The following is a 15,042-nucleotide window of genomic DNA, read 5'->3' on the forward strand; positions in this document are numbered from 1 at the left end:
CTGTCTTAGCGCCACGCCAAGGCGATCCAGTAAGTCTTGAGCGCGATGAGGTAAGTCACGAGCAGCGGAACCCAGCGTACGTCGTGATACCAGAAAGCGATGGCTACAAACATCGCGATCGTCGTCCCCATCTTGAGCGCTTCGCCGAGCATCCAGCTCATGACTGTCTCGGCGCCGCTCAGCGTTCTTAGGCGTGCCGCGAACAACGCGCCTGGGATCCAGCAAATCGCTCCCCCCAGGAACGCGGACAGCGCAGCAGCGCCCGGCGGCGTGTAAAACAGCCACCACACCAGCGTAGCACCCAGGGACAAAACCATTTGCGCCGCCACGACCTTGAAAGGCGTAACGCGCGATGGACGACTCACGTTAGGACCAAACAGCTTTTCAGCCTCGGCCCGCGTGAGCGGAACGATATTGTTATCTTCTTGCTCGACGCTCCACGGCTCGTCGTGCGCAACTTGCTGGCCGGTGGACGAATCGGAAACGGAGCCTTCAGCGCGGTGTCCGTCGGGCCCATTCTTCGGCGCTTGATTCGACGTTTTGACCGCCATCGCAGTGTTCCGAAAGTCTTGTTCAGCTCGCGAGCTTACGCTGCGATTACGGGGTAGCCGTGCAATTAAATCCGGGCGATTGTAAGCGATAGTTGCAGGCAATTCAAGACTTTAGGCCGCTCAATAACCGGGCCTGAAAAGCCTCCTCATCATGCGGAAACCGCATTCTGCTGTGAGAAAACACGTCAAATGTAAGGCGGCCGGGGAACGGCAAAACTGGCATTTCGGATCGGGCGCGTTTGCGCCTCATGATAGGGAGGCGCAGACGTTGTGGCGGACGTGTCGAAAATGCAACAACTGCGATTTTTTGCGTGCGGGATTGGGCGTCAGCAGGTAGATGCCTCGCGACGCGTTCGTATTGGATGCTTTTTATCGTGGTCGACGATGGCTACGCGGAAGCCTGCTATCCAAGCCTACGGCTCGCGCTGAATGCTCGGTCAATGAAACTCGGCGAACTCGGTGTCACGTCAGGGCGACTGCCCTGCTTACCCTCACTCATTGAGCGAACGCCCCGATGAGGAACGGATACAACCCTCCCACTTTTGCGACGGCGATTTCGAGAGACAGCCACTCCGTATTTGGCCGAGCCGCAACCACACCATCCTGTCGTCGCGAAAAGATGCGGGACCTACCGATATATCCGGATTCCTTACTATTTTCTGCGCTTGTTATTTAGGAATCCGATCAAAATTGGGCGGGGACGCAAAGGAATGAAATCGGGCACTCGGGTGCGATCGACTCGCCAGCGCCGGTGCCGCGGACAGAAGAGACCCGGGGTGCGCCAATAGCTTTGCAAGCGAGCGTCAAACTCGCCGCAAGCCCTATTCGCCGCCCTTTCGACGCAATCCGTTGTCAGGCAGTCGCATTACCCCGCAACCGAACGAGAATGCCTTCCAGCGCATCCAGATCGCCGAAGTCCACCAGCACTTGTCCCCGGCCGCGTCGGCCGAGCTTGATCTTTACCGTCGCCGACAGCAGATCCGACAGTTCTTCTTCAAGCCGCCGCGTATCGCGTCCGCCGTCGGGATTCGCGCGCGCCTTGACCGCTGGCGCGGCCTTGGTCGTCGTCGTCACGAGCTTTTCGGTTTCGCGCACGGACATGCGCTTGTTAACCACCTGATTGGCCAGCGTGATTTGCGTCGCGGCGTCGACGGCCAGCAGCGCGCGGGCATGCCCCATGTCCAGATCGCCGGCCAGCAACATCGTCTGCACGGGCGACGCGAGGTTGAGCAAGCGCAGCAGATTCGACACCGCACTGCGCGACCGGCCCACCGACTCCGCCGCCTGCTCGTGCGTGAAATTGAACTCGTCGAGCAGGCGTTGGATACCCTGCGCCTCTTCGAGCGGATTCAAATCTTCACGCTGGATATTTTCAATCAGCGCCATGGCGGCGGCGGCCTGATCCGGCACGTCCTTAACCAAGACCGGAACCTCTTCCAGGCCCGCGAGACGTGCGGCGCGAAAACGCCGCTCCCCCGCGATGATCTCGTATTTGTCCGGCGAGACAGGACGGACGAGAATCGGCTGCATCAGCCCTTGGGCACGAATGCTGGCGGCCAACTCCTGCAACGCACCTTCGTCCATGCGCGTACGCGGCTGGTACTTGCCCGCCTGCATCTTGCTGAGTGGCAGCACGTTGGGCGCGCCTTCGATCGCCACCGCTTCAGTGATATCGGCGGTGCCGCCCAGCAACGCCTCAAGGCCGCGGCCCAATCCCTTCTTTCTTGCTACTGCGTTCATCGTGCTTCCTCGATCCGCTTAGGATGCCTGGGGCGCGTCATTCAACGCGCGCACCCGCTCAATCATTTCCGCGCCGAACTGCACGTACGCCTGCGCGCCGCGCGATGCCCGGTCGAACACGACACCGGGCAAGCCGTAACTCGGCGCCTCCGCCAGACGTACATTGCGCGGGATGACCGCGTCGAATACCTTGTCGCCGAAATGCTCTTTCAGTTGATCCGAAACCTGCTGTTGCAACGTGATGCGCGGATCGAACATCACGCGCAACAGGCCGATCACTTTCAGATCCCGGTTCAGGTTCGCATGCACCTGCTTGATCGTGTTGACCAGATCGGACAAGCCTTCGAGCGCGAAGTACTCGCACTGCATCGGAATGACGACGCCATGCGCGGCGCACAGGCCATTGAGGGTCAGCAGCGACAGAGCCGGCGGGCAATCGATCAGCACGAAGTCATATTCGCTCTCGACTGCCGCGAGTGCGGTTTTCAATTGACGCTCACGGTTCTGCACGCTGACGAGTTCCACCTCGGCGCCCGCGAGTTCGCGGTTGGCGGGCAGTACGTCGTAGCCAAGTGCTTCTGGACGGATTCGCGCATCTGCCACCGATACGTTATCCACGAGCACTTCGTAGACGGTGTTCGCGCAGGCGGCTTTGTCGATGCCACTGCCCATCGTGGCGTTGCCCTGCGGGTCCAGATCGATGAGAAGGACTCGCTGTCCCTGCGCTGCCAAGCTCGCGGCCAGATTGACGGTGGTGGTCGTCTTGCCGACGCCGCCCTTCTGGTTCGCAACGCAGAAGATTTTTGCCATCGTTGGTGTGTCCCTTTTGCTGCTAGATGAAGTAAAAATCGCTGATGGTACCGAATGCGACATGGCGCTCGCCGCGCCTCAGTGGTCGGCGTCGACCCGAACCTTGATCAGATGCCGCTCGGCATCAAGCGACGGCACCGTCAACCGGATGATCTGTTCCACGTGGGCACCCGCCGGCAAGCGTTCGATTTCCCCCTCCGGGCGCACGCCTTTCATTGCCCAGATCGCTCCGTGTTGCGCAACCAGATGACGGGCCAGTGTAACGAAATCCGCGAGCTCTGCGAATGCGCGCGAGACGATTACGTCGAACTTTGCTGGTACTTCGGCGCCCGGCTGCAAAGTTTCGACGCGGCCCGTCACGACCGACAGATTTGCGAGACCAAGCTCGGCCTTTGCCTGCGCCTGGAAAGCCGTCTTCTTATGAACGATGTCGTTCACGGTGACGGTCCAGTCCGGCAGAACGATCGCCAGCACGATGCCCGGCAGGCCGCCTCCCGAGCCTACGTCGAGTACCGAAGACGGCCCCAGCGGCGCTAGGTGCGGCACGATCGACAGGGAATCGAGGATGTGCTGGATCAGCATTTGCCGCGGATCACGGATCGCTGTCAGGTTGTAGACGGCATTCCATTTGGACAGCAGTGCGACGTAGTCGAGCAGTTTGCCGAGTTGAGCGTCGTTCAAATCGAGGCCGAGCTCGCGGACACCGTCGGCGAGCAGCGGCGCCAGCGCGTGCTGAGTGCTTCCCTTCTGGCTCACCGTCATTGCGTCACCGGCGTGCTGTCAGGGCCGGGTTCGGCGGGCTTCGTGGGACGGCGGCCCAAGCCGCGCTTCAGATGAACCATCAGCAACGAGATTGCCGCCGGCGTAATGCCGGAAATTCGGGACGCCTGGCCGATGGTTTCGGGCCGGAATTGAGCCAGCTTTTGGCGCGCTTCGAATGAAAGGCCGCGGACTTCCGCGTAGTCCAACCCCTCGGGCAGACGTGTGCTTTCGTGGGCCTCGTTCCGCTCGATTTCACCCGCCTGACGATCGATGTAGCCCTGATATTTGATGCCGATTTCGATCTGCTCTTTGATCTGCGCGAGCAGCACCGCGTCTTCCGCGAGAACGTCGGGCGGGCCACATGCGCCGGCGCGCAAACCGCAGACGCCGTCGTAGGTCACGCCCGGGCGACGCAGCAGCTCCGCCAAACTGTACTCGTGGTCGATTGGCTTGCCGAGCAAGGCGGACGCTTCGTCTGCGGGTAACGTCTTAGGATTAACCCACGTCGTGCGCAGGCGTTCTGTTTCACGTGAAACAGCATCGCGCTTCCGGGTAAACGCATCCCAACGAGCGTCGTCAACCACGCCCAGTTCTCGCCCCATCTCGGTCAGGCGCATATCGGCGTTGTCTTCGCGCAGACTCAGACGATACTCAGCGCGGCTCGTAAACATCCGGTACGGCTCGGACACGCCGCGCGTCACCAGATCGTCGACCAGCACGCCCAGATAAGCCTGGTCGCGACGCGGGCACCATGCCTCCTTGCCCTGCACGTGGAGACCCGCGTTGATGCCAGCCAGCAGACCCTGCGCCGCAGCTTCTTCATAGCCGGTCGTGCCGTTGATCTGCCCGGCAAAGAACAGGCCGCTGATCACCTTGGTCTCCAACGATGCCTTCAGCCCACGCGGATCGAAATAATCGTACTCGATCGCATAACCCGGCCGCAGGATGTGCGCGTGCTCCAGACCACGCATCGAGCGCATCAATTCGAGCTGCACATCAAACGGCAGGCTCGTGGAAATCCCATTGGGATAAAACTCATTGGTGGTCAGCCCTTCCGGCTCCAGAAAAATCTGATGCGATTCCTTGGACGCGAAACGGTGAATTTTGTCCTCGATCGACGGGCAATAGCGCGGCCCTACCCCTTCGATCACGCCCGTATACATTGGCGACCGATCAAGCCCACCGCGGATAATGTCGTGAGTCCGCTCGTTCGTATGCGTCACCCAACACGGCACCTGACGCGGATGCTGTTCCACTCGCCCGAGGAACGAGAAGACCGGCACTGGATCCAGATCGCCGGGCTGTTCTTCAAGCTGAGAAAAGTCGATCGTGCGGCCGTCAATCCGTGGTGGCGTACCCGTCTTGAGTCGGCCTTGGGGAAGCTTCAACTCCTTTAGGCGAGCGGACAGCGAGACCGCAGCCGGATCGCCGGCACGGCCGCCCGTGTAGTTGTTCAAACCCACGTGGATCTTGCCGTCGAGGAACGTGCCTGCCGTCAGCACCACCGCGCGCGCGCGGAAACGGATCCCCACTTGCGTCACGGCGCCGACGACACGGTCGCCCTCCACCATCAGATCATCGACGGCTTGCTGGAACAGCCACAAATTCGGCTGATTCTCCAGCCGATGCCGGATAGCTTGCTTGTACAGCAGACGGTCGGCCTGAGCGCGCGTCGCGCGGACGGCCGGGCCCTTCGACGAATTGAGGATGCGGAACTGAATCCCGCTCTCATCGGTGGCCGCTGCCATGGCACCGCCGAGCGCATCGACTTCTTTTACGAGGTGGCCCTTGCCGATACCGCCAATCGACGGATTGCAGCTCATCTGGCCGAGGGTTTCGATGTTGTGGGTCAGCAGGAGCGTGGTGTTGCCCATGCGCGCCGAGGCCAAGGCGGCTTCGGTGCCGGCATGACCACCGCCAACGACGATGACGTCAAATTCTGTGGGAAAGAGCATTGCGGATCTCACGCCAGATCGTCGCGTGAGCCTTCAAAGGAAAAGTATGGGCTAATTATAACGGGTTCGGTTTCGGCCCGAATTTCGGCCGAATGGCCGAGGCACAAAAAAGCGTCGTGTTTCACGTGAAACACGACGCTTTGAACTCCGCCGACTAGCGACAAGTGGGCAGCTAGGCCACGTTTTTTGCCAATCCCAGATAGGTTTCGATCACTCGCGGGTTCTGCGCAAGATCCGCTGCCGGCCCTTCCAGTGCCAGTTCCCCGGTTTCAAGCACATAGCCGTAGTCGGAGATTTGCAACGCGGCGCGCGCATTCTGCTCGATGAGTAACGTCGCGACGCCGGTCTGTCGCAGCGCGCTAATGATATGGAAAATTTCTTTTACGATAAGCGGCGCGAGACCCAAACTCGGCTCGTCGAGCATCAGCAGATCGGGCTTACCCATCAGCGCGCGCCCGACCGCCAGCATCTGCCGCTCGCCGCCCGACAGAGTTCCAGCAGCCTGCTTGCGACGCTCCTTCAAGCGCGGGAACAGCGTGAAGACCGGTTCGAGTTGATCCAGAAAGTTACGCTCTCCCGCCCGTTTGCGCCTATACGCGCCGAGGACGAGATTGTCCTCGACCGTCATCGCCGCAAACAGCTCACGTTTCTCCGGCACCAGGCACATGCCGCGCGCGACCCGTTTTTCGACCGGCACAGCGCTGACATCTTCGCCCTGATAGATGACCGCGCCCTTCGCATGGCCCGTGCTCGGCAACGCGCCCATGATTGCGTTCAACAATGTGGACTTGCCGGCGCCGTTCGGGCCGATCACCGAAACGATCTGCCCCGGACGCACCTTGATGGCCGCGCCATGCAGCGCCTCCACTTTGCCGTATCGGACCGACAGACCGCCCACGTCGAGAATCGGTGCCGCAGCATTCATTGCGTTCTCCATCATTCCACCCCGCCCAGATAAGCCTCGAGCACGGCCGGGTCTTGCTGCACCTCCAGCGGCAAGCCTTCCGCGATCCGCGTGCCGAATTCCATCACCACCAGCCGGTCGGTGAGATTCATCACGAAATCCATGTCGTGCTCCACCAGCAGCACGCTCATACCTTCCGCCTTGAGGCGGCGCAGCAAATCAGCGAGTTGGAGTTTCTCCTGATAGCGCAAGCCAGCCGCCGGTTCGTCGAGCAGCAGCAACGTCGGGTCGCAGCAAAGCGCTCGCGCGATTTCGAGAATCCGTTGCTGACCCAGCGCGAGGCTGCCCGCTTCGTCGTACGTGTGCTGCTCAAGCCCGACGCGACGAATCTGGCGAGCCGCTTCCGCCATCAAGCGCGCTTCTTCGGCGCCGTTCAGACGTGCGACGCTGCGCCAGACACCCGCCTGTCCCCGCAAATGCGCGCCGATCGCGACGTTCTCGAGCACCGTCATTCCCGGGAGCAGCTTGACGTGCTGGAAGGTCCGGCCGATCCCGCGCTTGACGATTTCACGTGAACTGAGCGAATCGATGCGCTCGCCGCGGAACGTGATCTCGCCGCTGGTCGCCTGCAGCACGCCGGTCACGAGATTGAACGTGGTCGACTTACCGGCGCCATTCGGCCCGATCAGTCCGATGATCTGCCCCGCTTTCACCTCGAAGCTGACATCGTTCACCGCGACCAGCCCGCCGAATTGCTTACGCGCCTTGTTCACGGTCAGCAGGCTTTCACCAGCTTGTGGCTTGCTGCGCTGCGGCAACGGTTCCGCATGATCCGCCAGATGAGCACGCGGACCGCGCGGGAAGAAGCGCGCGACGAACGGCCAGACCCCTTGGCGAGCGTACTGCAGCAGCAAAACCATCAAGATGCCGAATACGATCACTTCGAAGTTGCCGTTTTCGCCCAGCAGCTTCGGCAGCAGCGTTTGCAGGTAGTCCTGCAGCAGCGTCAGGATCGCCGCGCCCAGCACCGCGCCCCAGACATGCGACACGCCTCCCACCACCGCCATGAACAGATATTCGATGCCGTGATTCAGACCGAACGGCGTCGGATTCACAGCGCGTTGCAAATGGGCGTACAAAAAGCCCGAAATCGACGCGAGCACCGCCGCGTAGACGAAGATCACCACGCGCATCCACGCCGTATTCACGCCCATCGCCTCGGCCATCATGCCGCCGCCGCGCAACGCGCGAATCGCCCGCCCCGGCCGGCTATTAAGCAGATTCTGAACGGAGATCACCGCGCCGAGCACGACCAGCCAGATCAGGTAATAGATATGGCGGCCGGACTCCAGATTGATGCCGAAAACATTCAGCACTGGAATCCCGTTGATGCCGTCGTACTTGCCAAGCATCTCCAGATTGCCGAACAGATAGAACAGCGCGAGCCCCCACGCGATCGTGCCGAGCGGAAGAAAATGGCCGGACAGACGCATCGTCACGAGGCCCAGCATCAACGCGATCAGCGCCGTGACGACGACCCCCGCGATCAACGCGAGCCACGGCGACACGCCGTACGAGGTCGTCAGATAGGCGGTCGCGTAGGCGCCGATGCCAACGAATGCCGCCTGCCCGAAGCTCGTCATCCCGCCGATGCCGGTCAGCAGCACGAGGCCGAGCGCGACAATCGAATACAGGCCGATGTAGTTGAGCAGCGTCACCCAGTACTCGGGCACGTGAATCGGCTGCGGCAACACCGGCAGCGCGAACAGCACCACGAGGAACAGCCAGAAGAACTTGTTTTGCATGATCCGTTTCATCGTGTCACTCCTCTTCCTCTTCGGCGTGCGGGCTGGCAAGACTGCGCCAGAGCAGCACCGGGATGATCAGCGTGAACACGATCACTTCTTTATAAGCACTCGCCCAGAACGAGGAATACGACTCCAGCAGGCCCACGAGGATCGAGCCCGCCGCCGCCAGCGGATAGCTGACCAGACCGCCGATAATCGCCCCCACGAAGCCCTTCAGACCAATCAGGAAGCCCGAGTCGTAGTAGATGGTGGTCAAGGGTGCGACGAGGATCCCGCACAGCGCGCCGAGCCCCGCCGCCAGCGTGAACGCGAGGCGCCCCGCCTGCGTCGTGCCGATGCCGACCAGCCGAGCGCCGAGACGGTTCACCGACGTGGCGCGCAACGCCTTGCCCGAGATCGAGCGATCGAAGTACAGATACAGTGCGCCGATCAGCACGACCGCCGTGCCGACCACCCACAGGCTCTGCCCCGAGATCGACAAACTGCCGACGTTGAAGGTCGCATCCGAGAACGCGGTCGTGCGCGAGCCTTCCGCGCCGAACATCACGAGTCCGAGGCCGACCATCGCGAAGTGCACCGCCACCGCCACGATCAGCAGAAGCAGCGTGGTCGCTTCCGCGATCGGCTCATACGCGAGCCGGTAGACGAAAGGTCCCATCGGAATCACGATCAAAAGCGTCAACGCGATCTGTACGATCATCGGTAGAGGCTGCAGGAAAACACCTCGCGTGAGCGCATAGACCGCGATCGGGAACAACAGATATTTCCCCGCCAGCGTGACCAGCGTGCGCGCCGCATGGCGGCGTCGCTCGGCATGCCGCACGAGCCCCGCCACCTCGACGACGAAGCAGGCCGCGCCCATCGCCATCAGCAGCCAGCAGGTGGCCGGAAACTTTTGTGTCTGCAGTGCGGCGAGCGTCAACGCGCCGTACGAAACAAACTCGCCCTGCGGGATGAAGATCACCCGCGTCACGGAGAACACCAACACCAGCGCAAGCGCGAGCAACGCGTAAATCGCGCCGGTGGTGATGCCGTCCTGCGCGAGGATCGCCGCAATTGATAGATCCATACTTCCTCGTCCTGAAGCGTCGAAATCGAAATCGGGAAACGGTCGTGGCGTTGGCGGCAAAACCCGCGGCCGGCCGCCGACCTGCAATGCCAGAAAAGGCGACCGCCGCACCGGAACACGGCGCGGCGGTCGATGCCATTGTCATCGAACAGAATGGCAATGCGGCGTTGTCACATGCCGCAGATTGCGCGAGAGGCGCGTACCGCTTTTTTATTGTTAGTCGTTTTGCAGCTTCCACTTGCCGTCGACGATCTGCACGATCACGCGAGCGCGCTTGTCGAGGCCGTTGTGGTCGGTCGTCGTGGTGTTCATGATGCCGTGAGACACCGGCAATTCCTTGATGTTTTCGAGCGCGCCGCGCAGTGCCACACGGAACGCTTCGGTACCCGGTTGAGCGGTCTTCAGCGCGACCGGAATCGCCGCCTGCAGCATCTGGCCGGCGTCCCATGCGTGACCGCCGAAGGTCGCCACCGAACCCGCGCCATAAGCCTTCTCGTACGCCGCCTTATACGCTTGCGACGACTTCTTCACCGGATTCGATTCCGGCAGCTGGTCCGTCACGAGGATCGGGCCGGCCGGCAGGAATTCGCCTTCGCAATCCTTGCCGCACACGCGCAGGAAGTCGTTGTTGGCGACGCCGTGCGTCTGGTAGACCTTGCCCTTGTAGCCGCGCTCCTTGAGCGTCTTGGCCGGCAGCGCCGACGGCGTGCCCGCGCCCGCGATCAGCACCGCGTCGGGATTCGCGCCCATCGTCTTGAGCACCTGCCCGGTCACCGATGCGTCGGTGCGGTTAAAGCGCTCGTTGGAAACGATCTTCAGATTGTGTGCGGCGGCCGCAGCGGTGAAGACGTTGTTCCAGCCGTCGCCATACGCATCCGCGAAGCCGATGAAGCCGACCGTCTTCACGCCGTGATGCTCCATGTAGTCGGCGATCGCGTCGGCCATCAGGCTGTCGTTCTGCGGCGGTTTGAAGGCCCATGCGCGCTTCGCGTCCATCGGCGAGATAATCGCGGCCGATGCCGCCAGTGAGATCACCGGCGTCTTGCCTTCGGCGGCAGCGTCGAGCATCGCGAGCGAATTCGGCGTGACGGTCGAGCCGATGATCGCGTCGACGTGGTCCTCGTCGATCAGCTTGCGGGTGTTCTGCACGGCCTTGCCGGTATCCGATCCGTCGTCGAGCACGATGTACTGCACCGTCTTGCCGCCGATCTCCTTCGGCAGCAACGCGATCGTGTTCTTCTCAGGAATCCCGAGCGATGCGGCCGGCCCCGTCGTCGACAACGTCACGCCGATCTTCACCTGGGCAAACGCCGCGCCGGCGCCGCACATCAACGCGATTGCGATGCCGGTGCGTACCCATTGCCTTGTCTTGTTCATTGCGAGTCTCCAAACGCTTTGAAGCGCGTATCTGTAATCCGGCTTGACGACCGGGTGTCTGAATCTAGTTATAGGGTTCAGGTGTGCCAAGCATGGTTTTCCCTGCTGGGCGCGAATACCTTCGCCGTTTTGTTGGGTGCCGCTCCCTTGCTCACCACCACTGCAAATGCCGCGATTTTCTGCGATCGCGTCCACACTTCGCTGCTGCGAATTCAAACCAGCAAACCACTAACATGTTAGTAGTATTGCGTTCTGCATCATTGACGGTCAATAGACCGCCAGTCAACTGCGGGTTTGTCCTGAAGCGACAGAACCACACTTTTCACGTCACGCGGACAATAAAAAAGACGCGTCAACTGCACGCGTCTTTTTTCATTTGAGGTCCCGTATCGCTGCGCCTTCGCTCAGTCGCCGGCCAGCTTCCACTTGCCGCCGACAATCTCCACCATCACGCGCGCCCGCTGGTCGAGACCAGCGTGGTCGTTCGCGCTCATGTTGAAGATGCCGTGCGACGCGGGCAGGTCTTTGGTGTTCTCCAATGCTGCGCGCAGCGCCTCGCGGAATGCGGGCGTGCCCGGCTGGCCCTTCTTCAGCGCGAGCGGAATCGCGCGTTGCAGCAGCAAGCCCGCGTCCCATGCGTGACCGCCGAAGGTCGACACCGAGCCCGCGCCATACGCGGTTTCGTACGCATGCTTGTAGGCGAGCGCGGTCTTCTTCACCGGATTGGAATCGGGCAGTTGCTCGGCAACCAGCAGCGGACCGGCCGGCAGATACGTGCCTTCGCAATCCTTGCCGCACACGCGCAGGAAGTCGTTATTCGCGACGCCGTGCGTCTGATAGTACTTGCCCTTGTAGCCACGTTCCTTGAGCGTTTTTTGCGGCAGCGCGGCCGGTGTGCCCGCACCCGCGATCAGCACGGCGTCCGGGTTCTGCGACATCATCTTCAGCACCTGGCCGGTGACCGATGCGTCGTTGCGCGCGAAGCGCTCGTTCGCGACGACCTTGATCTTCGCGAGATCCGCCGCTTTGCCGAATTCCTTGAACCAACTCTCGCCGTACGCGTCCGAGAAGCCGATGAAGGCGACCGTCTTCACGCCGTGATTCGCCATGTGCTGCGCGATAGCGGTGGCCATCAGAATGTCGTTTTGCGGGGTCTTGAAGACCCACGCGCGTTTCGCATCCATCGGTTCGACGATGCTCGCGGCAGCGGCCATCGAGATCATTGGCGTGGTGCTTTCGGAAGCGACGTCGATCATCGCGAGCGAGTTCGGCACAACGGTCGAGCCGATCATCGCATCCACGTGATCTTCGCTGGTGAGCTTGCGCGCGTTCTTGACCGCCTGGGTCGAATCCGTCGCATCGTCGAGCACGATGTAGTCGATTTTCTGGCCCGCTACTTCTTTGGGCAGCAGCGCAACCGTGTTCTTTTCCGGAATACCGAGCGAGGCGGCCGGGCCAGTTGCCGACACCGTGACGCCGATTTTCACATCCGCGAATGCATGACCGCTCCATGCTGCAGATACCCCGGTGGCGACCAATGCCGCACTAATCCAACGCAATGCCGACTTCATCCCGCTCCTCTATCAACGCCGTTATTCATTTGAATTTAAATCGACGATTTAAATGCCGACCCAGCGGTCGGTGAATAGCGAGTTTAGCGGACGAAAGCCCGGCGCTGCAAGCGTTTTGCAGGGTTATACGGCGTGTTGTCGCGAGCGGTTCGGTGAATAAAAAAGGGCCACCGAATTAGCGAAAGAAGGGAATGGCGGCTTTAGCAAAAGCACAAATAAAAAGCGCTGTTGGATATCAATCCAACAGCGCTTTCGTCTGGGCACTGAGTGCCTCATTGTCTCCTCGTTCTCCACCTGCAAAATTCGTGGTGCATCAGAACTGCATGAAGATTAAACGACGCCCCCTCCCACTACAACTAGCAATTACCCTAGTGGTGCACTGCGGCACCGAATTGGGGCGCATTTTGCGAAGCCTCTTCCGGCCGGTTGCGTCCGCTTGACGGCGCTTTCGGAACGGAGTGCGCCGGGACCCAAGCCATCCAATTACATCGGATAACGAATTAATTTGGCATCCGCACCGCGCGTCAGGCTCGCAGTGGCCGCACTCGCGCGATGATCTCACCGACGATGCCGCGCCGGAACGCCAGCACGCACGCGATGAAAATCACGCCGGTCACGATCGTCACCGACTCGCCCAGCGAGCGGAACCAGTCGATGCCGGTCGTCGCGGCGAGCGCCCCGCCGATATCGCCGAGCCGGTCTTCGAGCGCGACGATCAGCGCGGCGCCGAGCAGCGGCCCAAACAGCGTGCCCATACCGCCGACGAGCGTCATCAGGATCACGAGACCCGACATGGTCCAGTAAGCGTCGCCCAGCGTCTCGAAGCCCTGCACGAGTACCTTCAGCGAACCCGCGAGACCAGCCAACCCCGCCGACAGAATGAAGGCGAGCAACTTGAAGCGATCCGTATCGTAACCGAGCGACACCGCGCGCGGCTCGTTTTCCTTGATCGCCACCAGCACCTGCCCGAACGGCGAGTGCACGATTCGCACGATCAACAGGAAGGCGAGCACCATCGCGACCAGAACGACAAAATACAGCGCGACATCCGAGGACAGATTCAGCAGACCGAACAGTTTGCCACGCGGCACCCCTTGCATGCCGTCCTCGCCATGCGTGAACGGTGCCTGCAGGAACACGAAGTAGACCATCTGTGCGAGCGCGAGCGTCACCATCGCGAAGTAGATGCCCTGCCGCCGAATCGCGAAGAAGCCGACCACCAGCCCCAGCAGCGTCGCCACCGCAGTGCCGGCAAGCACACCGAGCTCCGGCGAAAAACCGAGCGACTGGATCGCATAACCGGTCACGTAGCCGGCCGACGCGAGGAACATCGCGTGCCCGAACGACAGCAAGCCGGTATAGCCGATCAGCAGATTGAACGCCGCCGCGAACAGCGCGAAGCACAGCACCTTCATCACGAACAGCGGATAGATGCCGAGCACGGGCACCGCAATGAGTCCGATCAGCAGCAGACCGTAGAGCACTTTTCTCTGCATCATTTTTCCTTGCCGAAGAGACCCGCCGGGCGCACCAGCAATACCAGCGCCATGATCACGAAGACGACGGTCGCCGACGCTTCCGGATAGAACACACGCGTGAGCCCTTCGATCACGCCGAGCATCAGGCCGGTCAGAATCGAGCCCATGATCGAGCCCATCCCACCGATCACGACCACGGCGAATACGGTGATGATCATCGGCTGGCCCATCAGCGGCGACACCTGGATCACCGGCGCGGCCAGCACGCCGGCGAACGCCGCCAACGCGACGCCGAAGCCGTACGTCAGCGTGATCATCAGCGGTACGTTGACGCCGAACGCCTCGACCAGTTTCGGGTTCTCGGTGCCCGCGCGCAAATAGGCGCCAAGGCGCGTCTTCTCGATCACGAACCACGTCGCGAAGCAGACCACCAACGACGCGACAACCACCCACGCGCGATAGTTCGGCAGAAACATGAAGCCGAGATTGGTCGCGCCGGTGAGCGCTGACGGCACGTCGTACGGCTGGCCCGACGAACCGTAGACCGAGCGGAACACGCCTTCGACGACCAGCGTGAGACCGAACGTCAGCAGCAACCCATAAAGATGGTCGAGCTTATAGAGCCAGCGCAGCATCGAGCGTTCGATCGCGATGCCGAACAACCCGACGATCAGCGGCGCCAGCACCAGCATCACCCAGTACGGCAGGCCGAAATACGACAGCCCCATCCACGCGAGCATCGCGCCGAGCATGAACAACGCGCCGTGCGCGAAGTTGATCACGTTGAGCAAGCCGAAGATGATCGCCAGCCCGAGGCTCAGAATCGCGTAGAACGAGCCGTTCACGAGCCCCAGCAGAAGCTGGCTCAGCATCGCCGGTAGCGGAACGCCAAAGATATCCATTGAAGCCCTTAACCCCTGAAGCCATCGCCAAGGTGAGATCGCTCACGCACGATCCGGCCGGCGCGCGACAGGCGGCAACAGCGGCCATCGCACGCGGCATGTGAAACGGTTTGCC

At 61.5% G+C, this 15,042-nt stretch carries 12 protein-coding genes; all 12 read right to left on the reverse strand.

Annotation, left to right across the window (positions count from 1 at the left end; all coding sequences use genetic code 11):
* Positions 1 to 5: 5 nt before the first annotated feature.
* The 12 genes from BGI01S_RS17235 to BGI01S_RS17290 all read right to left on the reverse strand — a co-directional run bounded on the left by BGI01S_RS17235 (position 6) and on the right by BGI01S_RS17290 (position 14,927).
* A complete protein-coding gene (locus tag BGI01S_RS17235; protein ID WP_042327179.1) occupies positions 6 to 551 on the reverse strand; it encodes an ATP synthase subunit I in 546 nt (181 codons plus the stop codon).
* 852 nt (positions 552 to 1,403) lie between these two features.
* A complete protein-coding gene (locus BGI01S_RS17240) occupies positions 1,404 to 2,291 on the reverse strand; it encodes a ParB/RepB/Spo0J family partition protein (RefSeq protein WP_042327180.1) in 888 nt (295 codons plus the stop codon).
* 18 nt (positions 2,292 to 2,309) lie between these two features.
* On the reverse strand, positions 2,310 to 3,101 hold the full coding sequence (locus BGI01S_RS17245; protein ID WP_042327181.1) for a ParA family protein: 792 nt from the start codon (positions 3,099 to 3,101) through the stop codon (positions 2,310 to 2,312).
* Between the two features lie 78 nt (positions 3,102 to 3,179).
* Entirely contained in the window at positions 3,180 to 3,863 is a 684-nt protein-coding gene (rsmG, locus tag BGI01S_RS17250) for a 16S rRNA (guanine(527)-N(7))-methyltransferase RsmG (RefSeq protein ID WP_042327182.1), read from the reverse strand.
* Positions 3,860 to 5,818: a tRNA uridine-5-carboxymethylaminomethyl(34) synthesis enzyme MnmG gene (gene mnmG / locus BGI01S_RS17255; RefSeq protein WP_042327183.1), complete on the reverse strand. Its 1,959-nt coding sequence runs from the start codon at positions 5,816 to 5,818 to the stop codon at positions 3,860 to 3,862. Before mnmG ends, rsmG begins: the two co-directional genes overlap by 4 nt.
* A gap of 172 nt (positions 5,819 to 5,990) precedes the next feature.
* The gene (locus BGI01S_RS17260) at positions 5,991 to 6,743 is read right to left on the reverse strand and encodes an ABC transporter ATP-binding protein (protein WP_174447417.1); all 753 of its coding nucleotides are present in this window, start codon (positions 6,741 to 6,743) and stop codon (positions 5,991 to 5,993) included.
* Between the two features lie 11 nt (positions 6,744 to 6,754).
* Positions 6,755 to 8,539: a branched-chain amino acid ABC transporter ATP-binding protein/permease gene (locus BGI01S_RS17265; RefSeq protein WP_052400494.1), complete on the reverse strand. Its 1,785-nt coding sequence runs from the start codon at positions 8,537 to 8,539 to the stop codon at positions 6,755 to 6,757.
* Between the two features lie 4 nt (positions 8,540 to 8,543).
* The gene (locus BGI01S_RS17270) at positions 8,544 to 9,599 is read right to left on the reverse strand and encodes a branched-chain amino acid ABC transporter permease (protein WP_042327185.1); all 1,056 of its coding nucleotides are present in this window, start codon (positions 9,597 to 9,599) and stop codon (positions 8,544 to 8,546) included.
* A 216-nt stretch (positions 9,600 to 9,815) separates the two neighbouring features.
* Positions 9,816 to 10,976: an ABC transporter substrate-binding protein gene (locus tag BGI01S_RS17275; protein ID WP_042327186.1), complete on the reverse strand. Its 1,161-nt coding sequence runs from the start codon at positions 10,974 to 10,976 to the stop codon at positions 9,816 to 9,818.
* A gap of 404 nt (positions 10,977 to 11,380) precedes the next feature.
* The gene (locus BGI01S_RS17280) at positions 11,381 to 12,547 is read right to left on the reverse strand and encodes an ABC transporter substrate-binding protein (protein ID WP_042327187.1); all 1,167 of its coding nucleotides are present in this window, start codon (positions 12,545 to 12,547) and stop codon (positions 11,381 to 11,383) included.
* 524 nt (positions 12,548 to 13,071) lie between these two features.
* A complete protein-coding gene (locus BGI01S_RS17285) occupies positions 13,072 to 14,043 on the reverse strand; it encodes a branched-chain amino acid ABC transporter permease (protein WP_042327188.1) in 972 nt (323 codons plus the stop codon).
* Positions 14,043 to 14,927 (reverse strand): branched-chain amino acid ABC transporter permease, encoded by an 885-nt coding sequence (locus BGI01S_RS17290; RefSeq protein ID WP_042327189.1) that lies wholly within the window; start codon positions 14,925 to 14,927, stop codon positions 14,043 to 14,045. Before BGI01S_RS17290 ends, BGI01S_RS17285 begins: the two co-directional genes overlap by 1 nt.
* Between the last annotated feature and the right edge of the window lie 115 nt (positions 14,928 to 15,042).

This window comes from Paraburkholderia ginsengisoli NBRC 100965, assembly GCF_000739735.1.
Lineage (GTDB): Bacteria > Pseudomonadota > Gammaproteobacteria > Burkholderiales > Burkholderiaceae > Paraburkholderia > Paraburkholderia ginsengisoli.